Source organism: Leptolyngbya sp. 7M, from assembly GCF_018128485.1.
Window position 1 is genome coordinate 6,297,842 of record NZ_CP070897.1, and the last position, 24,680, is coordinate 6,322,521.

Annotated in this window: 32 protein-coding genes; 17 read left to right on the forward strand and 15 right to left on the reverse strand. The window is 51.0% G+C overall.

Annotated features, from left to right (window positions below; translation table 11 throughout):
• Nucleotides 1-59: 59 nt before the first annotated feature.
• The 4 genes from JVX88_RS33630 to JVX88_RS33650 all read right to left on the reverse strand — a co-directional run bounded on the left by JVX88_RS33630 (nt 60) and on the right by JVX88_RS33650 (nt 5,057).
• Nucleotides 60-605, reverse strand: a complete 546-nt coding sequence (locus JVX88_RS33630; RefSeq protein WP_211623014.1) for a hypothetical protein — start codon at nt 603-605, stop codon at nt 60-62.
• 13 nt (nt 606-618) lie between these two features.
• Nucleotides 619-2,529 carry a beta-ketoacyl-ACP synthase II gene (locus JVX88_RS39880; RefSeq protein ID WP_410503815.1) on the reverse strand — a complete coding sequence of 637 codons (1,911 nt, stop codon included), beginning with the start codon at nt 2,527-2,529 and terminating at the stop codon, nt 619-621.
• Nucleotides 2,444-3,874 carry a TonB-dependent siderophore receptor gene (locus JVX88_RS33645; protein ID WP_211623016.1) on the reverse strand — a complete coding sequence of 477 codons (1,431 nt, stop codon included), beginning with the start codon at nt 3,872-3,874 and terminating at the stop codon, nt 2,444-2,446. Before JVX88_RS33645 ends, JVX88_RS39880 begins: the two co-directional genes overlap by 86 nt.
• A gap of 193 nt (nt 3,875-4,067) precedes the next feature.
• On the reverse strand, nt 4,068-5,057 hold the full coding sequence (locus tag JVX88_RS33650) for an SIS domain-containing protein (protein WP_211623018.1): 990 nt from the start codon (nt 5,055-5,057) through the stop codon (nt 4,068-4,070).
• On the opposite strand from JVX88_RS33650, the gene JVX88_RS33655 reads away from it, so the two are divergent.
• From JVX88_RS33655 to JVX88_RS33665, 3 genes are read left to right on the forward strand one after another with little or no spacing between them, the layout of a single operon-like run.
• Complete coding sequence (locus JVX88_RS33655) at nt 5,049-5,465, forward strand: hypothetical protein (protein ID WP_211623020.1); 417 nt, start codon at nt 5,049-5,051, stop codon at nt 5,463-5,465. The two genes, JVX88_RS33650 and JVX88_RS33655, sit on opposite strands and share 9 nt — an antisense overlap.
• The gene (locus JVX88_RS33660; RefSeq protein ID WP_211623022.1) at nt 5,446-5,910 is read left to right on the forward strand and encodes a response regulator transcription factor; all 465 of its coding nucleotides are present in this window, start codon (nt 5,446-5,448) and stop codon (nt 5,908-5,910) included. Before JVX88_RS33655 ends, JVX88_RS33660 begins: the two co-directional genes overlap by 20 nt.
• 2 nt (nt 5,911-5,912) lie before the next feature.
• Nucleotides 5,913-6,242 carry a hypothetical protein gene (locus tag JVX88_RS33665; RefSeq protein ID WP_211623024.1) on the forward strand — a complete coding sequence of 110 codons (330 nt, stop codon included), beginning with the start codon at nt 5,913-5,915 and terminating at the stop codon, nt 6,240-6,242.
• Here JVX88_RS33665 and JVX88_RS33670 read toward each other — a convergent pair.
• From JVX88_RS33670 to JVX88_RS33700, 6 genes are all read right to left on the reverse strand, one after another.
• Nucleotides 6,175-6,951 (reverse strand): carbohydrate kinase family protein, encoded by a 777-nt coding sequence (locus JVX88_RS33670; protein WP_211623026.1) that lies wholly within the window; start codon nt 6,949-6,951, stop codon nt 6,175-6,177. The two genes, JVX88_RS33665 and JVX88_RS33670, sit on opposite strands and share 68 nt — an antisense overlap.
• A gap of 233 nt (nt 6,952-7,184) precedes the next feature.
• Nucleotides 7,185-8,012: a DUF29 family protein gene (locus JVX88_RS33675; RefSeq protein WP_211623028.1), complete on the reverse strand. Its 828-nt coding sequence runs from the start codon at nt 8,010-8,012 to the stop codon at nt 7,185-7,187.
• Nucleotides 8,013-8,259: 247 nt separating this feature from the next.
• Nucleotides 8,260-8,478 carry a BrnA antitoxin family protein gene (locus tag JVX88_RS33680; protein ID WP_211623030.1) on the reverse strand — a complete coding sequence of 73 codons (219 nt, stop codon included), beginning with the start codon at nt 8,476-8,478 and terminating at the stop codon, nt 8,260-8,262.
• Nucleotides 8,475-8,864, reverse strand: a complete 390-nt coding sequence (locus tag JVX88_RS33685; protein WP_263975370.1) for a BrnT family toxin — start codon at nt 8,862-8,864, stop codon at nt 8,475-8,477. The genes JVX88_RS33680 and JVX88_RS33685 overlap by 4 nt, the downstream gene beginning before the upstream one ends.
• 15 nt (nt 8,865-8,879) lie before the next feature.
• Complete coding sequence (locus JVX88_RS33695; protein ID WP_211623033.1) at nt 8,880-9,734, reverse strand: ABC transporter permease; 855 nt, start codon at nt 9,732-9,734, stop codon at nt 8,880-8,882.
• A 49-nt stretch (nt 9,735-9,783) separates the two neighbouring features.
• A complete protein-coding gene (locus JVX88_RS33700) occupies nt 9,784-9,939 on the reverse strand; it encodes a hypothetical protein (RefSeq protein ID WP_263975371.1) in 156 nt (51 codons plus the stop codon).
• On the opposite strand from JVX88_RS33700, the gene JVX88_RS33705 reads away from it, so the two are divergent.
• Complete coding sequence (locus tag JVX88_RS33705; RefSeq protein WP_211623035.1) at nt 9,938-10,834, forward strand: cytosine permease; 897 nt, start codon at nt 9,938-9,940, stop codon at nt 10,832-10,834. The two genes, JVX88_RS33700 and JVX88_RS33705, sit on opposite strands and share 2 nt — an antisense overlap.
• A 34-nt stretch (nt 10,835-10,868) precedes the next feature.
• On the opposite strand, the gene JVX88_RS33710 is transcribed toward JVX88_RS33705, so the two are convergent.
• Entirely contained in the window at nt 10,869-11,237 is a 369-nt protein-coding gene (locus JVX88_RS33710; protein ID WP_315875378.1) for a DUF4394 domain-containing protein, read from the reverse strand.
• 108 nt (nt 11,238-11,345) lie between these two features.
• Between JVX88_RS33710 and JVX88_RS33715 the strand changes: the two genes are divergently transcribed.
• From JVX88_RS33715 to JVX88_RS33725, 3 genes are all read left to right on the forward strand, one after another.
• On the forward strand, nt 11,346-12,257 hold the full coding sequence (locus JVX88_RS33715; RefSeq protein WP_211623039.1) for a glycine betaine ABC transporter substrate-binding protein: 912 nt from the start codon (nt 11,346-11,348) through the stop codon (nt 12,255-12,257).
• A gap of 182 nt (nt 12,258-12,439) precedes the next feature.
• Nucleotides 12,440-13,747, forward strand: a complete 1,308-nt coding sequence (locus tag JVX88_RS33720) for an LIC_10190 family membrane protein (protein ID WP_211623041.1) — start codon at nt 12,440-12,442, stop codon at nt 13,745-13,747.
• Between the two features lie 42 nt (nt 13,748-13,789).
• Complete coding sequence (locus JVX88_RS33725) at nt 13,790-14,551, forward strand: MBL fold metallo-hydrolase (RefSeq protein ID WP_211623044.1); 762 nt, start codon at nt 13,790-13,792, stop codon at nt 14,549-14,551.
• Between the two features lie 214 nt (nt 14,552-14,765).
• On the opposite strand, the gene JVX88_RS33730 is transcribed toward JVX88_RS33725, so the two are convergent.
• Complete coding sequence (locus tag JVX88_RS33730; protein WP_263975372.1) at nt 14,766-15,278, reverse strand: AAA family ATPase; 513 nt, start codon at nt 15,276-15,278, stop codon at nt 14,766-14,768.
• A gap of 265 nt (nt 15,279-15,543) precedes the next feature.
• Between JVX88_RS33730 and JVX88_RS33735 the strand changes: the two genes are divergently transcribed.
• The 3 genes from JVX88_RS33735 (at nt 15,544) to JVX88_RS33745 (ending at nt 16,723) form a co-directional block, all read left to right on the forward strand.
• Nucleotides 15,544-16,176: a glycosyltransferase gene (locus JVX88_RS33735; protein ID WP_211623046.1), complete on the forward strand. Its 633-nt coding sequence runs from the start codon at nt 15,544-15,546 to the stop codon at nt 16,174-16,176.
• An 80-nt stretch (nt 16,177-16,256) separates the two neighbouring features.
• On the forward strand, nt 16,257-16,499 hold the full coding sequence (locus JVX88_RS33740) for a DUF6888 family protein (protein ID WP_211629115.1): 243 nt from the start codon (nt 16,257-16,259) through the stop codon (nt 16,497-16,499).
• On the forward strand, nt 16,496-16,723 hold the full coding sequence (locus JVX88_RS33745; RefSeq protein ID WP_211623048.1) for a DUF6887 family protein: 228 nt from the start codon (nt 16,496-16,498) through the stop codon (nt 16,721-16,723). Before JVX88_RS33740 ends, JVX88_RS33745 begins: the two co-directional genes overlap by 4 nt.
• Before the next feature lie 27 nt (nt 16,724-16,750).
• Here JVX88_RS33745 and JVX88_RS33750 read toward each other — a convergent pair whose 3' ends face one another.
• On the reverse strand, nt 16,751-17,317 hold the full coding sequence (locus tag JVX88_RS33750; protein ID WP_211623050.1) for an ATP-binding protein: 567 nt from the start codon (nt 17,315-17,317) through the stop codon (nt 16,751-16,753).
• Between the two features lie 34 nt (nt 17,318-17,351).
• Nucleotides 17,352-18,497 carry a transposase gene (locus JVX88_RS33755; protein ID WP_211623058.1) on the reverse strand — a complete coding sequence of 382 codons (1,146 nt, stop codon included), beginning with the start codon at nt 18,495-18,497 and terminating at the stop codon, nt 17,352-17,354.
• A 773-nt stretch (nt 18,498-19,270) separates the two neighbouring features.
• On the opposite strand from JVX88_RS33755, the gene JVX88_RS33760 reads away from it, so the two are divergent.
• Nucleotides 19,271-19,867 (forward strand): Crp/Fnr family transcriptional regulator, encoded by a 597-nt coding sequence (locus JVX88_RS33760; protein ID WP_225931271.1) that lies wholly within the window; start codon nt 19,271-19,273, stop codon nt 19,865-19,867.
• Between the two features lie 272 nt (nt 19,868-20,139).
• Nucleotides 20,140-20,505, forward strand: a complete 366-nt coding sequence (locus JVX88_RS33765) for a single-stranded DNA-binding protein (RefSeq protein WP_211623061.1) — start codon at nt 20,140-20,142, stop codon at nt 20,503-20,505.
• Nucleotides 20,506-20,546: 41 nt separating this feature from the next.
• On the opposite strand, the gene JVX88_RS33770 is transcribed toward JVX88_RS33765, so the two are convergent.
• Nucleotides 20,547-21,017, reverse strand: a complete 471-nt coding sequence (locus JVX88_RS33770) for an NUDIX hydrolase (RefSeq protein ID WP_263975373.1) — start codon at nt 21,015-21,017, stop codon at nt 20,547-20,549.
• Here JVX88_RS33770 and JVX88_RS33775 point away from each other — a divergent pair.
• The 5 genes from JVX88_RS33775 to JVX88_RS33795 all read left to right on the forward strand — a co-directional run bounded on the left by JVX88_RS33775 (nt 21,010) and on the right by JVX88_RS33795 (nt 24,502).
• Nucleotides 21,010-21,720, forward strand: coding sequence for a PleD family two-component system response regulator (locus JVX88_RS33775; protein WP_263975374.1), 711 nt, complete (start codon nt 21,010-21,012; stop codon nt 21,718-21,720). The two genes, JVX88_RS33770 and JVX88_RS33775, sit on opposite strands and share 8 nt — an antisense overlap.
• Before the next feature lie 188 nt (nt 21,721-21,908).
• On the forward strand, nt 21,909-22,235 hold the full coding sequence (locus tag JVX88_RS33780) for a hypothetical protein (protein WP_211623070.1): 327 nt from the start codon (nt 21,909-21,911) through the stop codon (nt 22,233-22,235).
• A 74-nt stretch (nt 22,236-22,309) separates the two neighbouring features.
• Complete coding sequence (locus JVX88_RS33785; RefSeq protein ID WP_410503816.1) at nt 22,310-22,693, forward strand: mechanosensitive ion channel family protein; 384 nt, start codon at nt 22,310-22,312, stop codon at nt 22,691-22,693.
• A 530-nt stretch (nt 22,694-23,223) separates the two neighbouring features.
• Nucleotides 23,224-23,628 (forward strand): hypothetical protein, encoded by a 405-nt coding sequence (locus JVX88_RS33790; protein WP_211623072.1) that lies wholly within the window; start codon nt 23,224-23,226, stop codon nt 23,626-23,628.
• Nucleotides 23,555-24,502, forward strand: coding sequence for an S-layer homology domain-containing protein (locus JVX88_RS33795; protein ID WP_211623074.1), 948 nt, complete (start codon nt 23,555-23,557; stop codon nt 24,500-24,502). Before JVX88_RS33790 ends, JVX88_RS33795 begins: the two co-directional genes overlap by 74 nt.
• Nucleotides 24,503-24,680: the final 178 nt, after the last annotated feature.

The following is a 24,680-nucleotide window of genomic DNA, read 5'->3' on the forward strand; positions in this document are numbered from 1 at the left end:
GCTAGTGCTACGGGGATCAGAGATCCTCACCAAACTTTTGCATCGTCTGTATCAACTGTTCAATTTCGGCCTCGGTGGTGAAGTAGTGCACACAGGCGCGAACGCAAGTAGGCAACGAATTGGGGATAGTAGGGCGGATTGTAGGGCATCAGCACCATCGGCGGCGTATCGAAGCCATCCACCAGAAACAAACAGCCGTTATGGGTCGAGAGATTGATCGGGCCACGCACTAACGTCATGCCCTGTGCTCGCAGCCAGTTACAGGCGGCTTCTAGCAATGCTTGCGCCACACTAAAATCATCAATGCACTCAAAGTAGCCGAATAAGCCGACCTTTTGGCCTTCCCGTTCGATCAGTCGATCGTTCACGGCAGCCACAATTCGCCCAACTACCTCTTGGTCCCGCAGAGCCAGGAAGCGCTGCAATCGGCCATAGTCAAAAAATGGGTTATCGGTAGCGAACGTTTTAGCGACGCTGCTGCGCAATGGCGGCACCCAGTTGGGGTCATTGGCATAAACCCGCTGCGGCAAATCTAGAAATCGATCGGCATCCTGGGGTGTATCAACAGTGCGAATTTCGACAGCTGATTGAGAAACAGTGACCATAGGAGAGCCAGGATTAGCGGTACTTTTTGAACACCAACGTCACGTTATGACCGCCAAACCCAAACGAGTTAGACAGCGCCACTTCGACCGGCTGCTTGCGACTCTGGTTGGGGACATAGTCCAAATCACAGGCTGGATCAGGATTTTCCAGGTTAATCGTGGGTGGGATTTGATCATTAGCCACTGCCATTGCCGTCGCCACAGCTTCGATGCCGCCCGATCCTCCCAGCAAATGGCCGGTCATCGATTTAGTAGAACTGATCGCCACGTCGTAGGCATGGTCGCCTAAAGCCGTTTTGATCGCCGTGGTTTCAGTCGAGTCGTTGGCCGGGGTACTGGTGCCGTGGGCGTTGATGTAGCTGACTTGTTCAGGGCTAACACCCGCATCCTTTAAGGCCAACTGAATCGCTCTAGCGGCCCCTTCTCCGCCCGGAACTGGAGAGGTCATATGATAGGCATCGCAAGTCATGCCGTAGCCGACAATTTCAGCGTAGATTTTGGCACCCCGGCTCAGGGCATGCTCCAGTTCTTCTAGGATCAGAATGCCAGCGCCTTCTCCCATGACAAATCCATCGCGGTTGATGTCAAAGGGACGGCAGGCATGGGCCGGGTCATCATTGCGAGTCGAGAGGGCTTTACAGGCCGCAAAGCCAGCCAGCGACAAGGGTGTCACCGCCGCCTCGGTTCCGCCGCAAATCATGGCCTGAGCATAGCCCCGCTGCACCAGTCGAAAGGCATCGCCAACCTGCATCGATCGCAAAAAGTTGACTACGGCTTTGTGCAAAATTTGCACGGCTTTTGGTTGTCCAGTCGAGCCGGAAGTGTAGAGCAGATAGGCAAGCTGATCAGGGTCAATCACCCTCGGCGGGTTCGCGGTTGGGTAAGCGGCAGGCTGGAATTGATCGAGATAGCAGATGGTTAAATCGGCAGCGAGGGGGGGCAGCGAGGAATCGGTCAGCAGCACCGTTGCTTGGGCATTTTGCAGCATCCACTGCAGCCGCTCGGCTGGGAAAGCAGGATCGAGGGGAAGGTAAGCGGCTCCGGCCTTGAGCACGGCTAGTAGCGCGATTAGCATGGTGGGCGAGCGATTCAGGTACAGGCCAATCGGAGCATCTGGCGTTACGTTCAGCGTCAGTAAATAATGCGCTAGCTGATTCACTACCTGATTCAGCGTTTCATAGGAAAACTGTTGATCCTCAAACACCAGGGCAATTGCATCGGGTGTCTGCTCGACCTGAGTTTCAAATAACTCGTGAATCAAGTTTGGCTCTATCAAAACCTGATTAGCAGCATTCCATTGAGCTATCTGCTGCTGTTCTGCTGTCGTCAGAATATTTAGCTCACCGAGGCGTTGAGTTGGGTTTATCGTTAACTGATCCAGTAAAATCTCCAGGTGATTCAGCATTCGCGTGATGCTTTCGGCTGAAAAGCGTTCCGAGTCGTAGAGGATTCTGAGCGTGATCGCCGCATCAGCAGTCACATAGAGGCTAAGCGGATAATTGGTTTGCTCGCTGGTTTGAATCGATTTCAGGCTGGCAATTGCTGATTTTAAACCGGGGTTAATTGGATAGTTTTCAAAAATCAGCAGACTTTCAAACAAAGGCAGCGAACGAGGTATGTCGCTCCAGCGGTGAATATCAATCAGTGAACTATATTCGTATTGCCGCAGGTCTAACTGCTGAAGCTGAATTTGCTGTAACCAGGGCAGGATTGGCTGCTGGGGAGCAAGTTTGATCCGCATTGGTAACGTGTTGATGAATAGGCCAATCATCGCCTCAGCCTGGGGTAAATCCATCGGACGACCGGCACAAGTCACCCCAAACACGACATCTGTTGCGCTACTGTAGCGACTGAGCAGCAGAGCATAGGCGGCTTGCACTAGGGTGTTTAGCGTTAGCTGCTGCTGTTGGGTGAAGGACCGCAAGCGAGCTGTGAGCTGAGGAGAGATCTGGAGCTGCTGCTCTTGGTATATGGCAGGTCCAGCTTGCATAGAGCGAAACGGGCGGAATCGGCTGATAGACAATCCCAACGCGCGGGCTAAGTTGCGTATCCTGCTGGAACAGGGTGCTTTCTCCTTCTAATCTGCCAATATACTCTTGATTAGCCAAATCATATCGCGCCCCCAGCAATAGCTTCAGATTGTCAAAAATTGAGATCAAATCTTGGGCATAAACTCCGACATAGCTGCGACGCTGAGTGGCATCGTATCCCCGTTCCAGACCAAAATCGCGGTTGCCATAGTCTGGGTCAAACAGGTCAATCGTATCGCCACCGAAAAACAGTTCAAAGCTCTCATCCTGGCGACGCAAATCAACACCAAACAGCAATTCGTGCTCGACTGATCCGGTGTTCACAGTACCCACAACATCGGTTACTAGTGAATAGGTTGTCGTTCCGCCCGTGGTGGTGGAGGCATCACGATTCACTGTGCGGTTGTCGGGTTGGAGCAGACCCAGTCCCAATAACTCCCGTTCCAGCACATCGGCAATTTCAACCCGAAACGCATTACGGACTTTCCAAGTCTCGCTCAATTGATGCTCTAGACGGTAGCCCAGGTTGAAGCTCTCATAGACAATGTCACCAAAATCGGGTTCGCCTAAGTAGCGCGATCGCGGCACCTCTCCTAACGGGTTCTCCAACACTGTTCCTACGGCAGGTAAGCCCGGATAGTTCAGGCGAGAATCTCGTAAATAGCTGCCTTCGAGGATTAAAGAGGTGTCTCTGCCCAACCGAAAGCTCAGCACAGGCGCAACAAAGATCCGTTCAACATCGACAAAATCCACGAAGGTGCCCGAATTTTGATACTGGGCATTCAAGCGATACCCGATTGTGCCGTCAGCATTCAGTGGCCCTGAAAGATCGATGCTAGGGCGATAAAAGTCATAGTTGCCGATCGTCCCCTCTACTTCATAGAAAGGCTCATCCGTGGGCAGTTCTGTCACTAAATTAATTAGTCCGCCCGGTTCTCCCTGTCCATAGAGCACCGATGCTGGGCCTCTGAGCACTTCAATCCGCTCCACGTTGGCTAGTTCCTGCTGAAAAGCGCCGCCAGCGCCAAGGTTGCGAATGCCATTGGTAAAAAAGTAATTAAAGCTTTGAAAACCGCGAATGATGGCAGTATCACCCGATGGGCTGAGTGAAGATTCTTGGCTCGAAAGTCCGCTGACATTGCGGAGGGCATCGCTGATTTGGGTGACTTGCTGATCGTCGATCCCCAAGCCACGTCCACCACCCGTAACTAAGGCAATGTTTCCACCCAGATTTTCCATATAGAACACCGTTTTACGTTCAACAAATTCATGTTCAAAAAATCACGTACCTAATTCATCTTCCACTAAACTCATCTGTTCTAGAAGACTCCTGATCTCTTTTCACATATTTCAATCAGCACTATATTCTGAAGGGCTTAAATCAATCCATTGCGTAAACCATTCTCCATCTTCCGCATCTTCCCCATCTCCCTTACCCCCCTCCCCGCTTCTCCGTCCGTGCCAAAGAAACCTTCTGTGACCGTTTCCGTTTCCCTGCATGGAGCGGTTTCTCCTGCATCACTCGATAGGGTTCTAACCTTTCTGTTCCTACGGCAAGATAATTTGTTTCACTCCATTGACTCAAACGTTCGACGTTGCCTGGATCGGTGGCTAGGAGATGTTCTTCGATCAATTCACAGAGTAAATGAATCACCAAAATCTGCACCTCTTGAATTCGCTGAGTTTCTAGCGCTGGAATCACAATCGCAATATCGGCCAAGTTACGCAACTCACCGCCATCGCCACCCAACAGCGCAATGGTTTTCACGTTGAGTCGTCGGGCCGCCTGAAAGGCCGCAATTACGTTTTTGGAACGTCCGCTGGTGCTGATTCCCAACAGTAAATCATGGGCTTGGGCAAAGGTTTCCACCTGGCGCGCAAAGATATCGTCATAGCTGACATCGTTCGCCCAGGCGGTGAGAAAGGCTGAATCGGCCGAGAGCGCCATCGCCGGTAGTCCAGCTCGATGCGGACAGCAAAACCGCCCTACCAATTCCGCCGCAAAATGCTGGGCATCCGCCGCACTACCCCCATTGCCGCAGAGCAGCACCTTGCCGCCGCGCGCAAAGCAAGCACTCATAGCTTGGGATGCCGCCTGAATTGCCGGACGCAGCAGCCGTTGCGAGCGCTGTACCGCGCTGATCACCGCCTCGAAGCCCCGATCCAGAATCGCTAACTGGCTGGCTTCTCCATCTGTGACTGGGCTAGCGCCGCTCAACACCTCTTCATACAGTGCCGCCACCGCACTCGTCACCTTTGGCCAGGTAAAATGCTCTTGACAGCGCCGGATCGCCTGTTGTCCCAACAAACTCCGGAGCGGTGAATTTTCGGCTAGATGCAGCAGCCTTTCGGCTAACAGTTCGGGCGCATTCGGCGGCACCAGATAGCCGGTCTCGCCATCTTTGACCGTGAATTGATCCACGCACCCCGACCCGCTCTTCTACCTGACCGCGCGCTGGCGCCGGGCGGTCGAGACGATGGTCCGGCGAGCCCCGGAGCAGTACCTCTGGATGCACAGGGTCTGGCGCAGCCGACCAAGGCACGAGCGGCTGGGCCGGCCGTTCCCGCCCGCCCTGCTCGACAAGCTCCGGGCCCTGCCATGGATGACCGCGGACGGCCTGGACCGCCTGGTCGACCGCTCCGCCCGAGATGCTCGCCTGCTGGCGGAAACCGGCCAGGACAAGCTGTCGTAGCGGGAGGAGCACGGGCCCGCTGGGCGGCGTGCCCCCGGGAGCGTGTGCCGACGCGAGTCGGCCGTGGAGCGATGTGGCCCCTAAACTGGATCAAGCCCTCTTCGGCGGAGGTGCGGCATGGAAGGCGTGATGGCTGAGCTTCGACTCGAGGACGTGAAGGTGCTGATCGTCGACGACGATCGGGACGTGCTTGAGTCCATCGAGGCGGCGTTCCAGTCCGAGGGCGCCGCGACGCAGCTGGCGATGGACGGGCAGGAGGCGGTGCGGATCTGCCAGGAGGAGCCGCCCGACCTGGTGGTGCTCGACATGATGCTGCCCAGGCGGAGCGGGTTCCTGGTGCTGGAGAAGATCAAGGGCCACGAGGACTCGCCGCTGGTGATCATGGTGACCGCCAACGAGGGCAAGCGGCACCAGGCCTACGCCGAGAGCCTGGGCGTGGACGCGTACCTTCTCAAGCCCGTGCCGCTCTCGCGGCTGCTTGACACCGCGGTTCGGCTGCTCGACCAGGCCGACGCGGAGGAGCACGACGAGGCCAAGAACGGGAAGGCGGACAACGACGCCGGCCCCGCGCCGCGTGAGTGATCATGCCCAAGAAGCGTCAACTGGTCATCACCCGCAGCAGTCGAGCCACCGGCGGCTCGCCCGGTGAGCTCGCCAGCATGGGGCCCATGGCCAATGTGCTCTCGTCGCTGGCGCTCTACAACACCGCGCCCGACGGCTCGCGCCGCAACACCGGGATGGAAGTGCTCTGGGGGCCGGGCATGGTGCTGGAGATCCCCGCGGGAGTGGACGAGGTCTCCCAGGTGCTGGCGACCATCACCGACGACGACATCGCGTTGCCCGTACTCATGCGCGCCTGCAAGGCCCTTGGCTGGGCCATGACCGACGTCGAGACCGGGCGATCCTTCGGCTGACGCCGACTCGACGCTGCACCCAACGGAATCCGACATGCCCACCTGTCTGCTCACTAATTTCACCGGGGTCAGCGGTACCAAACAGCCACTCGGCTTCTTCTACCGTCAGCTTCAGGAAATCAATTTGGCTAACTAGCTGATGAATCCAGGGCTTGGCCAAACTTGGTTCGGTCCAAAACATGGGCCGCCAGTTTACATCTACCAAAATCTTGAGATAGTGTTGCTCGGCCAAGTCCAGCGCCCGTTCAATCGCGGCACGAGTATCAGGATAGGACAACTCCAGCGTTCCCAAAATCAAAAACTCAGCAGCTTCAAACAACTCCACAGGCAGCAAGTCGGCTTGCAATTGGGTATCAGCAAACTCAGTGGTGGCTCGTCCGCGAAATCCGGCAAACTGCCGTTCACCTCCTGGTAAGCGCAGCACTTCTACTTGTCGGGTTGGGGCGGTGGGATGATGCTGGATGCCGATGGTATTAACCCCTAGCATTTGGAGAACATCCACCAGCTTTTGGCCCAGTTCATCAGTGCCAACACAGCCAATAAATCCGGCAGTAGTGCCCAACTTTACCAAAGCCGAGGCAACATTAGCGGGTGCTCCACCTGGATAGCGTGTCCATGCATGCACTTGAGCGATTGATTCAGTGACTTGATCGGCCAAACAATCCCAGAGAATTTCCCCCAAACATAAGACACGCAAGCTCTGCACCATTTCTACCCTGTTCTTCTGAGGTTTGGCCTACACTATACCATCGAGACTCAGGGGCAAGTTAGCAGACCATCCAATAACAAGGCAATGGGATAGAACATGGGATAGAACATGGGATAGAAATAGGTGTCAAAAGGTTCGTCGTTGCTTCCAAATGGCAAGGGCATAACAATAAAGGGCATAACAATAAGGGAGAAAGGGCGATAGGAATTGGAGCGTCCTGTCTAGCGTCCTGTCTAAAGTTCGAGCCAAAAGTCTCGATCGAGCATTGCTTCAAGCGAGCGCGAGTAGGGCCATTCGGGAGGAAAGTTCGTCTGAGGATATTCCTTGCATGTATTTTTGAGCGCAATCTGCCAAGCCTTATCAAAGCTAGCGTCCCATCTCGTTTTCAGACTAGGAACTGCATCTAATAAAATTTCGAGTTCACCGCGCTGAGTCCGAATGGTTCGTTCCCACCCGTTGTAATCATCTGGTGATTTCACATACAGTCGTTTCAATAAATGCTCTAGTAAAACAATTAAACGACTAATCAGTTCCTTTTTTTGAGCAATTCCCAATCCCTCTACCTCTTCGACCTGGAGCCGCAGGTTTAGAGCTTGGCTGCACTGGTCTGCAATCCGTAGGTAGCGTCCTTCTTGCAAACGATACCCCAGCAACTGTCCGTCAATCCAGTCGCCTTTGGGATCAAACAGCCAATATTCTTCGACTTCGAGCTGTTCATAGAGCACCTGTTTGTGGCCGGTGTCTTCCTGCCGAGTGCTGGCCGAGGTAATTTCAAAAATCACTTTAGGAACCTGTCCTTCTTGCCAAATTTTGTAGTTGTCGCGCCCGCCCGGTTCTACGTCAAAAATCACCATCACATCGGGCGCAACCCGCAGCTTAGGGAAGCCTTGGGCATAGTAAAGAAACTGATTTGCTAATACAGTGGCCCGTTGGCCTTGCGAATACTGCCGCAGCACTTCCAGAATCGTCAGAATTGCATAGAGATGATCGAAGGTTTCGGCCACGGGTTTTCCATCAGCACTGGGATAAACTAGCGTATCCGAGGGGGTAATTGCAGTCATGGCATTGATTTCCGGTGTAGGGGGTCCGGTGATGAAGCCGATGATGTTGAGGATAGCACAGGTGTTCTAGCTGGATTGAGCTGTATCTTGGCTCGCTGGCCAATTATGTCGCAGTGTTATTCTGGTCTCCAAACGGTTAGCTGTAATTATCAAGCTCTCGCATTTATAGTCTTGCTAATTCTTGATGATCTGGAACAACGACTTGAGCAAATGGCTCATCTCGCCGCAGAATAACGTTTGGGCACCTCTAAGATTTGCGTATCCATTCCAGAGATGGTTTGCGCTGTGCTTTGACGCAGTCTTGCAGATAAAGATTGATCAGGCTTTGATAAGAAATGCCTGTTTCGGCTGCCAGGTTCTTGAAGTATTCAATCACTTCTGCTTCTAATCGAATCGTTACTTGTTGTTTTAGTTTTCTGGTGTAGGGGTTTTTAACAGATTGGGAAAAATCGTAATTGTTTTTCATTCCAAGAAACTCCGGTATTGTTGACACTCTCGTTTATTGGCTTTACGAGCTGAGAAAATCCGAATAATTTCTTCCTCCTCTCGATATGTATGACAAACTACCAGTAACCTCAGCGAATCAATCATGCCTAGCAGGATGTAGCGTTCCTCCTCAGATGAATGGTTGGCATCATAGAGGAAACGAGCATTCTCGTCATAGAAAACTGATTCTGCTTCATCAAACGATACGCCGTGCTTTTGCTGATTGACTCGCGCTTTTTGTTCGTCCCACTCGACTGGCCCCTGCAACGACAGCATGAAGATGGCAATCATCGGACCGTAGAGAAACAGTACGAACAAACTAAAGAAGGCAGCCAGAAAATAGAAGGAGAGGGGACGTTTGTTCATAATGGTTAGAGATGGTTAGAGTTCCTTGCGAATATCCACCACTCGCAGAATACCGGCTACCAGGAAGAGCGTGACGATCAGCAGCACCACAGCATTGGCGGCAGCGAGGGGATATTGCAAACTACCAATTTGGGTTTGGATCAATTTGCCGACCGAGGCCGACTGGCCGCCCCCCATCAGGCGGACCGTGATGAATTCGCCCATCACCAGCGTCACAACAAAAATCGAGCCGATGGCAATACCGGGAGCCGTCAGCGGCAGAATCACTTCCTTGAGAATCTGAAATCCTGATGCTCCCATGTCTTCAGCGGCGGTAATCAGGTTGCGATCGATCCGCATCATGCTGTTGAAAATGGGCGCGATCATAAAAAAGTTATACAGATGCACCATCCCCAGCACGACGGCAAAGTCGGAATACAGCAACCACTCCACCGGCTGTTCGACTAAGTTTAGATTTAACAGCAAACTGTTGATTAAGCCTTCCTTGCCCAGGACAGGAATCCAGGAAATCATCCGGATAATGTTAGAGGTCCAGAACGGCACCGTGCAAATTAGGAATAAAATAATTTGCAGCTTCTGGTTTTGAATATGAAAGGCGAGAAAGTAAGAAACTGGAAAGGCAATCGCTAAACAGAAAAACCAAACTAAAACAACATATTTAAACGTATTTAGGTAGGTTCTTAAGGAGACTTCTGTAAACACGTCAGCATAGTTGCTCAGCGTAAAACCGGGTACCATCGTGTAGCCGTTAAACTCCCAGAAACTGACTAACCCGATCATCAAAATCGGAAAGATCAGGAACAGCAGAAATACCAACGTCTGCGGTATGGCCAGCAAATAGGGCTGAACCCCTTTCCAAGTTTTATACATACAGAAGTCTCCCCCAGGCGCTCTTAGCTAAGACGTAGATAAGACGTAGCTACGAGGCAATAAACTCGTTCCACTTCTTGACCAAGTGCACCTGCTCATCCATTGTGGAGTTCCAGACAACGACGTTACCCATCCGCTCTTTGAAGGAGCCGCCATCGCGCACAGCGCCCTTTTTCTCTAGAGTTTTGCCAAACGGATCGACCATGTCTTCGGCGGCAGGTTTGCCTTCGTACCAGAAATCCCACTCGGCTGTGCTTGCCGGAACGTCATCGTTACAGAAAGGTCAGGCGAGTTTTTGGACTTTATTTCCCGCGGCGTTAACCGCGTCGGTCGGCTATTGGGCAACGCTAAGTCTAAACATCCCTGACTTTACACGATATGCACGGTCACAGCGTTCGCAGATGCTCGGGCAAGCATTGGGACTGCCGCTGACGATGACAGCGTTCGCCTTTATCGGCGTTGCCGTGACGAGTGCGACCGTTATTATCTACGGCGAAGCCATCGCCGATCCGGTTCAGTTGATACAGCGTTTTGACAGCCGACTTGTGATCTTGTTTGCGATGATCGTTATTTTTGTCGCGCAAATATCAACAAATATGGCGGCAAACGTCGTATCGCCATCGAACGATTTTTCGAACCTCAACCCGAAACGCATCTCGTATGTCACGGGCGGCTTGATAACGGCCGTGATCGGTATATTGATGATGCCGTGGCAACTGATGTCGTCGATGGGTGCGTATATCTTCACGTGGCTGATCGGTTATTCGGGTCTTATGGGTGCGATCGGCGGAATTTTGATCTGTGATTACTGGGTTATCCGCCGCCGCCGCATTGAAATAGCGGAGCTCTACAAGGCGGACGGAATTTACAGCTACGGCAGCGGATTTAATTTGCGTGCGATTGCCGCTCTGGCTCTCGCTATCGCTCCGGTCGTTCCCGGTTTCCTGCGTGCGGCAACCACACCGGGAGGACAACTTGCTGATCCCAATCCGTTCGATACCGTTTATACATATGCGTGGTTCGTTACGTTTGTAATCGCGTTTACCCTTTACTACTTTTTGATGTCCGGGCTAAAGCCAAAAAAAGCCGACGCACGGTAGCAGTGCGTGCGCCGGCAAGCCAAACAATTATGTTTTATCGTCCGCCTGTTTGATCAAGCGGGATTGCGATCTTGAAAACCTCGTTATCGGCGCCGAAATTCCCGATCCAGGTCGCTTTTCCGGTCAGCAGCGAAACGTAGTAGAGCTGCCTGTAACCGGCGTCGGTAGAGATCACTGCAAATGCCTTATTATCAACAGTTGCGGAACTTTTTCGCGAACTGTAAATATCAAAACCCGTAACGCCGATCGCGTCAACTCCCAGGCGTCCCGTCGCAACCAGAATCCCGTTGTTTGCAGGGGACTGGATCGCCACTTGGTCCAAATTAGAGTCGATGACGAACAACGTCGTCGCCGTGGACGGGTCAAGGTCGTTATTCGTATACTCTGCCAGATGGGGTTTTATTCAAGCTGTTGTTTTGTTGGATTGATGCCACAAAATGATTGGGTTGGCCGTAGCTCGAATCGGCCCAAACGCCAACTCTCATAGAATCTCTGGGATATGAATCTAGCCATGAAAAAATTGCATCGCATATTAGTTTTGCCCCTGCTGGCTCTGTTGACTGCTGGAATTTTGATTGCCTGCGCTAGCGGTGGAGGGACGGGTAGTGCCAGTGCTCCGATTAAAGTTGGCTCCAAAGACTTTACAGAGGCGTTCATTATCGGTGAGATGTATGCCTTGGCATTAGAAAAAGCTGGATTCCAGGTAGAGCGCAAACTCAACTTGGGCGGAACTCCCGTAGCACAAGCAGCGTTGCAAAGCGGCGAAATTGATTTATACCCGGAGTATACTGGCACCGGGCTGCTGACAATTTTGAAAGAACCTGCCATTAGCGACCGGCAGCAGGTATTCGACAAGGTTTCGGCTGGCTACAAAGAAAAATACAGCTTGATTTGGCTTGAACCGGCTCCGATGAACAATACCCAGGCTCTAGCCATGACCCAAGAAAAGGCCAACCAGTTCGGTATCAAAACAATTTCCGATATGGCCGCCAAGGCAGGAGAGCTAGTCATGGTAGGGCCACCAGAATTTGAAGTTCGAGAAGACGGATTGCCCGGCATTAAAGCTAAGTACGGCAATTTTGAGCTGAAGGAGTACAAGGCCGTCGATCCAGGCTTGCGCTATAAGGCTCTGACCGATGGCGAAGCCGATGTAACCGTTGCCTTTGGCACCGATGGTGAGATCGCCGCCTTCAAGCTCGTGGTACTGGAAGACGATAAGCAGCTCTTCCCGCCCTATCAAGTTGCTCCGGTCGTGCGGCAGCAAACCCTAGAGGCCAATCCCAAAATTGCCGATGCCTTAAATGCAATTGCCCCCAAATTAACCGATGCCACGATGCAAAAACTCAACTACGAGGTGAGCGGCAACAAGCGAGAGCCAGCTGAGGTTGCCAAGGAATTTCTGACTCAAGAGGGGCTGATATAGACCCAAAGAAGTTGCCGAGGGATAGGTCATAGAGGGATAGGTCGTAGAGAGAGAACTTGTGAGCACAATTCGGTTTGACCAAGTTTCGCTTCAGTTTCCCGGTGCTGCTCGTCCGGCAGTTGATCGCTGTAGCTGTGAAATTGCCTCTGGCAAGCTAGTCGTTATTTTGGGGCCTTCTGGCTGTGGCAAAACGTTCGGAAGTAGCAATCTTCTATCGTCAGATCTCTACCTGGCAACTTGTCCTTTACTTTGGTGTCGCAATAGCGATTGCTGCCTTTGTATCCCAGCCCGTTATTTGGGAAGATACAGGACTTTATCACTACAGCGTGATTCGCTGGCTAGCAGAGTTTGGCACCGTGCCAGGAATTGCCCTGTTATTTGCTAACTTTGGTTTCACCTCTGCTTGGTTTGCCTTTGCCGCACCTTTGAACCCAGATGTTCTCGCGGCTCGCGCCAGTACGGTTGCCAATGGTTTCATCTTTCTGCTGGCGGTTTTGCAGTTTGGTCTCAGTTTATCTCGAATTTGGCATAAGCAGGCCCAATTGACCGATGGTTGGATTGTAATTTGCTACAGCTGCCTTTTGCCAATTATTCTGGCAACTGACTTCATGTCAATTATTTTGATTTCTGCTTCTCCAGATATTCCTGCGCTGTTTCTGGTCATTGCGACTGCATGGACTCTATTACTGACTGAAACTGCTGCTAACGAAACCCAAGAATCCACGAAAAATAGTCAAACTGTTCCCTTATTTCTAGCGATAGGAGCCTTCAGTATCAAACTAACGGCTTTACCGCTTTTGTTTGTGACTGGATTATGGTTCATCTTCAGATACAGCCTAAACCCATTTAATCCTCGGTGGTTGTTGCACCAAATTGCCATAGCTGCTTTGTTTGGTCTATTGCTAGTTCCCTTTTTCCTGTCCGGTATTATTACCTCTGGTTGTCCGCTGTATCCCTCTGGAGCGTTTTGTCTCGATTTGCCTTGGTCTCCTGATCGGGAAACTTCTGAATCCATCGCCAAATCTACTCACGGCTGGATTAGCTGGTATGGTACGCCGCCGGAAGGTGTGAGTCCTTTAGTCTGGGCGCTGGGGCATTGGTTCAAAGAGTTTGGCAATAAAGTGATGGTGTCGCTAATTGTGAGCACCATTGCTGCGGCCATCTATCTGCTTGTGGGCAAGAATCGGCATCGCGTTGTGTCACGTTGGTTAATCGCTCTAGCCGTAACAGGAATCACCTTTTTTCTATTCACAGCTCCATTTAATCGATTTGTTCTCCCTTATTTATTTCTGGTCCCGGCCTTGGCTATTTCAACCTATCTGCAATCCTTTAAAGCAGGCGAGTTTTTAGGCCGCCTGAAGATTTCTGTACAACTATTCGCAACCGGGCTGGTCATCGCAGCAGGACTCTTTAGCGTGCTCAGGCACTTTCGCGGGCCGGAAAGCGACAACTATCAGAAGGGTTTACACCTTTCAGATTGTCTTGGCTGAAGCCGAGGTGTGAAATCAATCAATCAAGGATGTGAGGAGACGATGAAACGACGGCAGTTTGTACAATACACAGGGGCAGGCTTATTGGCTGGTTTAGGGTTGAGCTTGGTGGATCGGCTGCCAGCTCAGGCTCAATCGGGAGCGGTCAGCATTCAATATCTAGGCCATACCTGCTTTTTGTTCACGGGCGATGGACGGCGGATTCTGGTCAATCCCTTTCGTCCGGTTGGCTGTACTGCGGGCTATTCTGCGCCTCAGGTTGGAGCCGATTTAGTGATGATTAGCAGCCGCTTGCTGGACGAAGGATCCGTCGAAGGGTTGCCGGGAAATCCGCGAATTTTGTTTGAACCGGGCGTGTATGACGTGAATGGGCTACAGGTGAACGGCATCGCCACTGCTCACGATGATGTAGGTGGACGGCGGTTTGGCACCAACGTGGCCTGGAGATGGGTGCAGAGTGGAGTGAATATCCTGCATTTGGGCGGCGCGGCGGCTCCGATCACGACTGAGCAGCAGATTTTAATGGGGCGTCCGGATGTACTGTTGGTTCCAGTAGGCAATGGTCCCAAAGCCTTTACCCCCGAAGAAGCTCAGGCTGCAATACAATTACTCAATCCTAAACTGGTGATTCCGACCCACTTCCGCACAGCCGCTGCCGATGCTGCAACTTGCGATATTCTGCCCATCGATAACTTTTTGGCCTTGATGGGCGGTACTCCAGTGCAGCAAGTAGGCAATTCGATTAGCGTTGCTCCGGGCGATTTACCAGGCAGCACCCAGATTCGCGTCATGAGCTATGCCTGATGAGTGGTGGCTGAGCGTCGGTATCACCTAAAAGATGTTCAGCGCCATTTCAATTCCATTTCAATAATTTGGTGCACCTCTCTGCAAGACTCAATAATTTCTCACCGATGAGCAACTCTCTGGCCGGTCGAAGATTTTGTCCTGTGATTGATCCTAATTTCATATGCGCTTGAGCTTGAAAGAATTTTAGGCAAATCCTCCTGAAGATTTGTTTTCATCTGGGTAATCTTGATGAGGTGAGAAGTTTCTGAGCCAGATCCAGTCCTGCAATTGGGCTGCGCTCAGCAACTTCCCATGCCAATTGATTCCCATAGATAATTTTTTGAGGACGACAATGGACGGTGGAAATACGTTTCAACTGCTCGTGACCATTCGACTCGTGGCCGTTGGATTCGGTCCCTACGGATTGCAGCCGTTTGTCCTCTTCCTCCTCGGACTCCAGGACTCGCTGGACATCTTCGGCGTCTAGGGCAAAGGTGACGGTGACGCTGGCTTCCACCATCGAACGGCCCCGGCTGGCTTGGGTCTGGTTGACCAAATCGGGCAAACGCTCGGCTCGCATTCCCTTGGAGCTAGATAGGCCCAGGGCAAACAGCAACGCATCCAAAATGTTGGATTTACCAGAGCCGTTTGGCCCAGAAATCACGGTGAACCCTGGCAACAGCGGAACTTCTGTGGTGCCACCAAAGGACTTGAAATTCGTCAGTTCAACGCGTTTGATATACACAGGTCGTCCATGAGAGCTTAGTACAAATATACTATCTTAAATAGAAAATGCAAGACCTGTTGGGGCAAGGTCAGTGCAAACTTGGTGCAAACACAAAGACGCTCCTAACTTTACTCAAAAAATGCAGAAGTGCGTCATAACGCAACTAAAATTTTGTAATCTCGGAGGCGGTAGGAAGCACTCTACCCCTACGTGAACCGACCCACTCGATAGTTTCCCCTTCTGACTAGGCACTCTAAAACCGATGATTCTGGAGAGCGGCCTGATGAAGATTTTGATGCTGTCGTCTACGTTTCCCTATCCACCCAGTCGGGGAGGAACGGAAATTCGCACGTTTAATTTACTGAAATACCTGTCGCAGCACCATTCAGTCACGCTTGTCACCCAACGCCACAAGGGAGTCAGCGATCAGGAAGTGGAGGAACTGCGGACCTGGGTGGATCAGCTCCAAATTTTTGCCCTCTCAGAAACATCTCTGGCGGCAAATCGGCTCAGGCGGTTCAGCGGCCAGCTTCAGCGTTTGGCCCAATCCCTCTGGAGCAACACCCCTCCCAATGTCCTTTATCGCTATTCGCCCCAGATGCAGGACTGGATTAGGGCAGCGGTGCAATCGGGCTATTACGATGTCGTCACCTGCGAGCACAGCGTCAACGAAATCTATATCCAGCCAGAGTTCCGGCAGTCGATCAAAACCGTGGTGGATGTTCACAGCTCGGTCTATGCCTGGACGCGCAATCATCTGGAAATGGGTGCCTCTGCCCATCCTGGACGAGATCGGCTGTATCTGCCGCTGCTGAAGCGCTACGAAAAACGTTATTGCCGCAAGTTTTCCCAAATTGTTGTGACAACCGAAGACGACCGAGTGCTATTAATTTCAGTCTATTCTCCTATCGCCTGAAACCGCGCGTCGCTCCGCACCCGGTTAAAGTCGGCTTCCATTTGGGCGAGGATCACGATAGATGGGGTTGAGGCTTACAGTTGAAGCTTACAGCAGGAATGGGCAAACCGATGTCTGCCGCGTTTCTTGGGGGCAAACCTATTCCTGCACTTCCTACCCAGGTTCAAGCGCTGAACAGCTTCATCGTTTGCTATAACTTAACCAAGCTGTATTTGCCCATTTTTATCATTCGTCAAGATGAGCGGACAGGCGATGTGTTCATTTTGGCGGGTGAAGAAACGATTGTTCTAATCAGCCCCAACGGTGAGCGGAGATTTCTATGAGCCAGCCTGATTTCCACAGCATGAACCGCAAAGCCTTAATTGCCTACCTGCTAGAGCATCGAGAAGATCAGCAAGCTTTTTATGCCCTGATGGATAAACTGGCAACTGAACCCGTTTTGGCAACATTGCCTCCTGTGTTTTCGAGTGAAGAAGCTGAGCAAGAAAACTTCGCAGAACTTCTCAAGGAGATTAATAAAAGACGAAATTTAGGGCAAGCCTCTTAACTGAAGGAAAAGGACTTTACGCATCGATCAGGTAAAGGTGTTGATCTTCTGCCGCATTTCTCTCCGTTTATCAGGCACCGCTCGCAGATTGGTGGTAATTTTGGCAAACTGAGAAATCTGTCCTTCTAAACTCAAGCCATCGAATGCAACTTCCGTTAAGGCCAAATCCTTCAGCGATTGCCAGCGGCTCTCCATCCATTGCAACAGCGGATTTCTCTCTTTTTCTAACTTGATTTCCTGAACCAGATGCCTTGTGCAAGCGAACAAAATATCGGCGTATTCAGTATCGTTTGGCTCGATGTCTTCATCATCCGCTGCAAAGTACACCACAAAATACTTTTGCCGTTCCAGCGCTTGCTTCAACCGCAGCAGTTCTGTGGACTTGCCCACTCCTCGATGCCCAGTATAGATCTGGCAAGTTGGCTTTTTGGAGCGGGTAATTTTGTTGCCCAGTTCTCGCATGACATCCCAACGACCACGCACTTCCTGACAGTCCACATAGGTTTCTGGCGTAGGAGGTTGAAATGGCTCAAAAGCACTGTAAATTTCTGTTAGTAATTCTTGTTCTGTAAATTTCTGGGATGAGCGAATCATAGCAGGGGATCAAGACAATCTTACCTCCCAGATTCTAGCCTTCTATATTCAAGGCATCATTGTGTTGCCGCTTGGAAGCAATAGCAGGTTGAGGGTCGGGCAGACTTGAGAGAAACGGATAAACCTGTATCTTCCATTGCTGGGTGATGGCAAGGCGAATCCAATTCCACCCGATTTTGAGATAACTCATGCCGCGATTCCAATGGGCATCGACTTGCCGACGATTACCCGATGTAACTACATTCATCCCTTGCAGCACCAGAAACAGCATTGTTAAGGCAATCACACCACACAATTGTGACAGGGCAAATTTGTCCCGCAGCCTGGAGGCTTCCAGATTGAATCCATTTGATTTCAAATCTAAAAACGATTCCTCCACCTGAAACCTTAGTCGATATTGGGCAAAGGTTTGTAGGGTTGTGGGTTCATCACTCACAATCACCCACTGCTCACCACTTTGCTTGTCATGGGCAAAGGCAAGATAAACGTTGGGGTAGGGCTTGGTTTTACCCACCGATACCACCGGGGTGAAGTAAGCTTGCCCCGGTTGCAACTGCACCGATGAGACCTTGCGCCACTGCCCCTCTATCTGAAACTGGAATGAGCGCTTGATGCGGATCCGGAAATGCCAACCCAAGTTCTCTCTGAGGTACTTCATCAACTTGCCATCAGCAAAGCCTCGGTCTGCCAATAAGACAATTGCCACGCCATCGGGCATCACTCGTGCCGCTTGCCGCAGTACCCGTTGAATCGTCCACAATCGGACACTGCTGCTCGAGTGCGCGACAATTCGCCAAGCCACAGGTATCGTTCGTCCTCGATACACCACTCCTACCCAGACGATGCAAAAGCAATTCCACACTACTGTCGTGTCCAAGCTCAAATACAATCGTTGCTGCTTCCATCCTGACAAAGCTTGGTCAACCAGAGCCTGATGGGCAGAAACGACATCAATCCGGCGATTGGACAACCATCGGCGAAACCGTCGCTGGTGCGATTGGGCAATTTTTGCTCGAGTGAGCACGTATACCCCAAATCCATTGAGATGAACGTTTTGGCTCTGGATCATCCCCACCATCATCCAGCACAGGGTTTGCAGATGACGAGCATCTCGCCATTGAATTTCGCATTGACTCAGAAATTCAGACAGCGCATCATAAAGACGGGAAGTAGGAGACATATGATTTGACTGATTTGTGTGGTTACTTCTCAGCCTAGATCATGCTCCACTTCCCTCCCAGCTTTCGCTTCAGCCTCATCTCGTTTTGTCAGTCAATCAGCAAATCTCCATTTGAATTGTTTGGGTGGATTCAGTCTGGATCAACGAAACTTGTAGCGCAGCTGAAAAGAGTATTAAAAAAAGCTTAAGTTGATTTCAGTTTAGAGAGTTACTTTCTAAAAGCCACTGACTACCAAAATAGTCTTCGACCTGACCCAAAGCTTAAAACTCAGCTATTCCTTTGGGATAGGGAAAATCCTACACTTACGATCAGGATCAATTTACTGCCAGTAGCTGTCTTCTGTGCATCCATCTGACTATAGCTTTTTCCACTCTGGTGAGGTGCGAGGGGTGTGGGGGCGAAGCCCCCACGCAGGGGCACGGCCCCTGCACCCCATTTTTTGTACTTCATTAGCCTGGAAAAGACAGTAAACAACATAGTTCAAGCACTGGCAGTTCGAAGCCGCACCTACACAGACAAAACCCGCCTTCGCGGGTTATTCATCCACAAGACTAGTCGGCCTGATCTGACTAGGTTTTGGATAGCGGCAGTTACTCTACGAGAAGCCGCTCCACGTCTAGAACCGCTATGAGCAAACGTTTTGTCAGTCAATCAGGCCAAAGAGTTTTTCTACGTAGAAATCATTTTCAAATTGCTTTGATTGTGGTAAGTTTCAAGGTCGATGAGCACGACCTGCTTAAAACTCTGTTCTATCTGATTCTAAAAGTCATCTATGTTGCCACGGTTCAATCTTGACGACTTACCCGCAGACCTGAAAAGCCAGATTACTCGACGCTCACTGACTGGGAAAGAGTGCTTATTTCTGGATGGAGATCCTGCCAACTATATCTATTACGTGGAATCTGGCGTGATTCGTCTGCTGCACTACACCGAATTAGGGCAAACGGTAAATCACTATACACTCATGTCCGGCAATTTTTTAGCCGAGGTTTTGATTGTTGCCGAGAAATACCTCTGTACAGCTATCGTGGAAGAGCCTGCTGAGGTCTTGGCTATTCCCAAACAGGCATTTATTAACGCCCTTTCCCAAGACTCTTCGTTGATGATGGCTTTTTTAGGCGAGGTGGCCTATCGGTTACACATGACCAAAGTGATGATGCAAATTCGCAGCATTCGTTCTGCCTCAGAACGAGTATTGAATTACTTGCGGGTTACTGTTCCAGCAGGCACGAATGTGATCGTCCTCGATCGTCCTTTAAAGGAAATTGCCTACAATCTAGATCTAACTCCCGAAAGCCTCTCTCGCGCCTTAGCTCAACTTCAAGAAGGCTGGGGAGGTGAGGGCAAATATAGTTGCACATCGCGTTAAATGCTTTAACGCTCGCCTCTAGACTTTGACGCCTTCAGGGCAGTCTATCAAATTCGGTGCGTTTCCTTGAAAGTCGATATAAAATAGCAGAAAGACGGAATAGTACCCCTGTACCAAATCCTGCTCAACAATTGCGGTAGTTGGGCTTGTGGTTAAGCTTAAGTGGTTAAGCTAAAACATCAAGTCCAAAATCAAGCCGTCCATTCCTTTTCTTCAGCTCATCCAGTCCAGTTTATTTTCAGTTCATCTAGTCCAGATAGTGCAGACGTCCTATGAGTTTAAATATTGTCACATTGGTTGGTCGTGTCGGTGGGGATCCAGATGTCAAATATTTTGAGTCTGGAGCTGTGAAGTGTAGCCTGACTCTGGCAGTCAGAAAGCTGAGCCGCAATAGCGATGAGCCGGATTGGTTCAATCTGGAGCTGTGGGGCAAGCCGGCTGAGACGGCTGCCAACTACGTGCGCAAAGGCAGTTTGATTGGCGTCAGCGGTCCACTTAAGTTTGACCATTGGCAAGACCGCACTACCGGCGCAAACCGCATGAAGCCGATTATTCGCGTGGATCGGTTGGAGTTGCTGGGTTCCCGCAAGGATAATGAAGCTGGAACGGACTCCGGCTATGGAGCTGACGAGTTCTAAGAAAACTCGAAGCACTGACTTTCAGCTCGCTCATTCCTAACTCAGAGATATTGCAGGCATTCCTCTGGCACCAGCAGCAGCTCACCGGACTTGAACCGCTCGATCTCGACCCAGTGAGCTGTCAACATTTGATCGCCCTCATAACCAGAGATGACTTCTTGCTGGTAGAACTGGGGGTCAGCCAAATCGCACTGATAGAGCAAGACTAGCTCATGTCCTGATTTGTCTTCATAGACAAAGCGATTTTCGATGCAGCCGAGGTACTGAATATTGGTTAGCTCCGCCTGAATTTCTTCCTGGAATTCTCGCCGCAAGGCATCGCGGCCTGCTTCACCGAACTCCACGCCACCGCCGAGGGCGCGGTAAAAGGCTTGCTGTTTCACCGAATCGTAACCGCTGGAGACCAGTAGATGGGTGGAGGTTTTGATTAAACCCAGCGTAATCACACGAATTTGTGGTTGCTTAGTCGGAGTGAGGATTGGGTTGGGGTGATCCATAAAAAAGGTGATCAATTATTTTCTGGATCAACAAACTCCGACCGTTTCTTTGACTTCACCTATCATTGTTCTCCGCCAAGGACCGCAGGTCGTTGCCCTAGCCGTTGACCGGATTCTCACCGAACAGGAGCTAATCATCAAACCGTTTGGTTCTGCGATCGCGCCTCCCAATTATGTCTATGGCTGCACAATCCTGGGTGACGGTAGCCCCATTCCTGTAATCGATGTAGCAACTCTAGTCACGTTCCAAACGTCAGATTCCCTGCCCACCTCCGCGACGCATGCCTTACTGGAAGTTCGTCAAGCCTCGTATGATCAACCTCCTAGCCTGCTGCCAACCATACAAGCACCTACGATTCTGGTAGTCGATGATGCGGTGACCCTGCGACGAACGCTAGCCCTATTCCTAGAACGAGAAGGATTCCGAGTGGTGCAGGCCCAAGATGGACAAGAAGCCCTGAGTCAGCTGCAGCAAAACCCATCTGTACAGTTAATTCTCTGTGATATTGAAATGCCAAATATGAACGGCTTTGAATTCCTCAACCATCGCCGTCAATCCCCTGATTTAACAGATATCCCCACTGTAATCCTGACGTCCCGCAGCAACGAGAAGCACCGCTGGCTAGCCATGCAGCTGGGTGCTACGGCCTACTTCACCAAACCTTACTTAGAGCAAGATTTGCTGTCTACTCTCAAAACCCTGCTCAAAATGAGCTGATCTAACCTGATTCACTCGAATAGATTAATCGTCCTCTCATTAAATCTCCAGAGAATTTTTATATAGCAATTAGCGGCAACTCAGTATTGAAGCAGATGATGAACATTAGTCCAAGTGAAGAGTTCAAGTGAAGACAATCACTCATGCTCTCAGTTCATCTCAATTTGCCTCAATAAGGAGTCACAATCGTGAAACGTACAGTGAAACAGGCTATGCTTGCTGGCTTATCGGTTCTCGCTCTATCTTCGGCCTTTGCCCTACCATCTGCCGCGATTGAGCAACCCTTGGCACAATCTCTGGAGCAAAAAGCCCAAGCCATAATCAACAAACAGGTTGACCCAACCGATGAGCAGGGCTATCAGCAACTACTCAATGAACTCACTCAGATGTTCGAACAAGAGCGCCAAGCAATGATGGCGGAAATTAACGAGCGCATGGATCGAATGCACGATGAGATGGTTAGGATCCTGAACGAACGGTTTCGAGAAGCTCGTGAACAGCGGTTGAATCGATAATCTTCCGGATGTAGGCATCTTGTGAACAATTAGGACATTGGTGTTACCACAGCAATCCCCTATCACGGCTGCATATTCCGGTTAGCGTTGCCTACAGTACAGATCCACAAGCGGTACAAACGACCCTGACGGAGGTGGCTCAAAATCATCCCGATGTGCTGTCCATGCCCTTACCGCAGGTCTGGTTTACCGGCTTCGGAGACAGCGCACTCCAATTTGAACTCTTGGTCTGGACACGGGATCCGAGTCGCCAGTACATCCTTAGAAGCGAACTGAACTACCGCATCTATGCTGCACTGAAACAGGCACAAATCGAAATTCCCTTTCCACAGCACGATTTGCATTTGCGCTCTGGCAGCTTCGGTCTCTCGCCCCAACTCGAATCAGCGCTAATTCGCCTCTCTAACCAGTTTCCGTCCAACGGTCAACCAAACAAGCAGGAGAATCGGAATGACTGAATGAGCTAGCAGGCGGTATGCCAATCTTCTTAAAGATCGGTTTCGATCGCTCCTAATGCCGACAATATTGTTTTTTGTGCCTCAGTTAATCCTGTTATTTCGGCGATGTTCATACCTTCGTAGGGACGATTGATTTTCAATGTCCCTAAACATGTTCCTATTTTTCTATTCTACAGCTTGATCGTTTCATCTTTTGAGTGCAGCTTTTGCACCAGCGTGGAGACGGATTGAATGATCGTCGAGCGATGTAAGTAATGCCTCTGAGACTCCTGCCCTGACTGTGAGATTGCAGGATAGGGTAAATTTCCTCAGGCGTAAGTTGACGGCGACAATAGAGCGTATCAACGGTTTCGGTGAAGGTCTGGTGACAGGTAGGGCAACGCACAGATTGTGCAACTGATGCATCAACGAAAGTATGAGATGACTAATCTATTCGTCGAGATCAAGTAGAGACGTTTTGCTGATGAATCTTGACCGTAGCATTTCTACGATAGAGATGAAGGGGTAATAGCCAGTCATTGAGAAAATGATTGACTCAAGAAACGTCGAATTCTGTCACCCAGTTGCTCGACTATCGGAAAGAAATCATGCAGCAACATTCAGTAGTTCAACAACAATTCTGTCTAGAGACAAACCGGTTGATTCTGCGTCCGGTCTCTTTTGCTGACGCAGCATCCATTCAAGCCGCTGCGAGCATTCGGGCAGTTGCGGACGCCATGATCTCGATTCCTCATCCCTATCCTGTTGGTGAGGCAAAGCGATACATTGCTAGACAGATTGCTGATTTTGAGGCAGGCCAAGCTTTTTCCTTTGTGGGCGCAGTTTGCCGCCATGGTACGTCAGGCGTTTTCCCGTGCGCCCATGCGTCAAGAAGCTCGCTTTGTGGATGTGCCGAACAACTACTGGGGGGCGGCGGCTATCCAAGATGCCTATAAAACTGGGTTTTTAAGTGGCTATCCCGGCAATGTATTCCGCCCTGAAGAAAATATTCCTCGTGCTCAGGTTCTGGTATCTTTGGCGAATGGATTGGGATACACGGCTAGCAATTCAGCAGGTAACGTGCTGCAGATTTATAACGACGCTAGTGCCATACCAAACTGGGCGACGAACAGCATTGCTGCCGCGACCGAAAAGAAAATAGTGGTTAACTACCCGAACGTGCAAACCCTCAACCCGAATCGGGCTGCAACGCGAGCAGAAGTAGCTGCCTTTATCTATCAGGCGATGGTGAGCATGGGACAAACTGCTGCTATCTCGTCTCCCTATATTGTCGGTCAAGCCACTAGCCCGGTGGTTTCCCAATTGCCAGCGGGCACCACGCTAACAGTCGGCCACCAAGCTGAGAAAATTTTGGTTTCGCTTGAGGAACCCAAACCCGTACCCCTGACGTTGACGCTGAACCGCGACGTGATGATGGATGGGAAAGTGCTGATTCCAGCCAATAGCCAGGTGGTCGGTGAGATTCGCCTGGAGGGAGAAGGGGCACGATTCTATGCCAATGAACTGTTGGTCAATGGCTCTCGCCTGCCGTTGAGCGCCACCTCAGCGGTTGTCACCAAAACGCAACGGGGGTCACGAGGAGCCAATGCCCTCGAAATTATCGGAGGAGCTGCCTTGGGTGCTGGAGCCGCTGCTGCCATTACGGGCCTGACAGGCGATCGGGAAGTCGAACTTATCACCGTATTGGGCGGAGGTGCCGCGGGTGCCCTAGCCGGTTACTTCCTGGGCCGCGATTCAGTGACGCTGATTTCGATCAATCCCAATACCGACTTGAACCTGACTCTAAGTGCGCCGTTAGCCATGCGCTAGGTTGGGCAAGCAGTGAGGAGGAGAGGAGTTCGGTAGTAGTTTGTTTACGGCAGGCTGCTATCTCCCATCTCCTCCTATCTCTTCAATCATTCTCACGAAGGCGCATCCCCGTAGCGGTTTGGGGGGATTGTGCGATGCACACACTGCGCGAACGAACCTAAGACTAGCCTCAAAACGA

Bases quoted from the DNA above. Each gene is read 5' to 3' on its own strand.
- JVX88_RS33630 (WP_211623014.1), bottom strand. From the start codon at position 605: ATGGTCACTGTTTCTCAATCAGCTGTCGAAATTCGCACTGTTGATACA.
- JVX88_RS33645 (WP_211623016.1), bottom strand. From the start codon at position 3,874: ATGGAAAATCTGGGTGGAAACATTGCCTTAGTTACGGGTGGTGGACGT.
- JVX88_RS33660 (WP_211623022.1), top strand. From the start codon at position 5,446: ATGGAAGGCGTGATGGCTGAGCTTCGACTCGAGGACGTGAAGGTGCTG.
- JVX88_RS33665 (WP_211623024.1), top strand. From the start codon at position 5,913: ATGCCCAAGAAGCGTCAACTGGTCATCACCCGCAGCAGTCGAGCCACC.
- JVX88_RS33670 (WP_211623026.1), bottom strand. From the start codon at position 6,951: ATGGTGCAGAGCTTGCGTGTCTTATGTTTGGGGGAAATTCTCTGGGAT.
- JVX88_RS33675 (WP_211623028.1), bottom strand. From the start codon at position 8,012: ATGACTGCAATTACCCCCTCGGATACGCTAGTTTATCCCAGTGCTGAT.
- JVX88_RS33680 (WP_211623030.1), bottom strand. From the start codon at position 8,478: ATGAAAAACAATTACGATTTTTCCCAATCTGTTAAAAACCCCTACACC.
- JVX88_RS33685 (WP_263975370.1), bottom strand. From the start codon at position 8,864: ATGAACAAACGTCCCCTCTCCTTCTATTTTCTGGCTGCCTTCTTTAGT.
- JVX88_RS33695 (WP_211623033.1), bottom strand. From the start codon at position 9,734: ATGTATAAAACTTGGAAAGGGGTTCAGCCCTATTTGCTGGCCATACCG.
- JVX88_RS33705 (WP_211623035.1), top strand. From the start codon at position 9,938: ATGTCTTCGGCGGCAGGTTTGCCTTCGTACCAGAAATCCCACTCGGCT.
- JVX88_RS33700 (WP_263975371.1), bottom strand. From the start codon at position 9,939: ATGGTCGATCCGTTTGGCAAAACTCTAGAGAAAAAGGGCGCTGTGCGC.
- JVX88_RS33715 (WP_211623039.1), top strand. From the start codon at position 11,346: ATGAAAAAATTGCATCGCATATTAGTTTTGCCCCTGCTGGCTCTGTTG.
- JVX88_RS33725 (WP_211623044.1), top strand. From the start codon at position 13,790: ATGAAACGACGGCAGTTTGTACAATACACAGGGGCAGGCTTATTGGCT.
- JVX88_RS33735 (WP_211623046.1), top strand. From the start codon at position 15,544: ATGAAGATTTTGATGCTGTCGTCTACGTTTCCCTATCCACCCAGTCGG.
- JVX88_RS33745 (WP_211623048.1), top strand. From the start codon at position 16,496: ATGAGCCAGCCTGATTTCCACAGCATGAACCGCAAAGCCTTAATTGCC.
- JVX88_RS33750 (WP_211623050.1), bottom strand. From the start codon at position 17,317: ATGATTCGCTCATCCCAGAAATTTACAGAACAAGAATTACTAACAGAA.
- JVX88_RS33755 (WP_211623058.1), bottom strand. From the start codon at position 18,497: ATGTCTCCTACTTCCCGTCTTTATGATGCGCTGTCTGAATTTCTGAGT.
- JVX88_RS33760 (WP_225931271.1), top strand. From the start codon at position 19,271: ATGTTGCCACGGTTCAATCTTGACGACTTACCCGCAGACCTGAAAAGC.
- JVX88_RS33765 (WP_211623061.1), top strand. From the start codon at position 20,140: ATGAGTTTAAATATTGTCACATTGGTTGGTCGTGTCGGTGGGGATCCA.
- JVX88_RS33795 (WP_211623074.1), top strand. From the start codon at position 23,555: ATGCGTCAAGAAGCTCGCTTTGTGGATGTGCCGAACAACTACTGGGGG.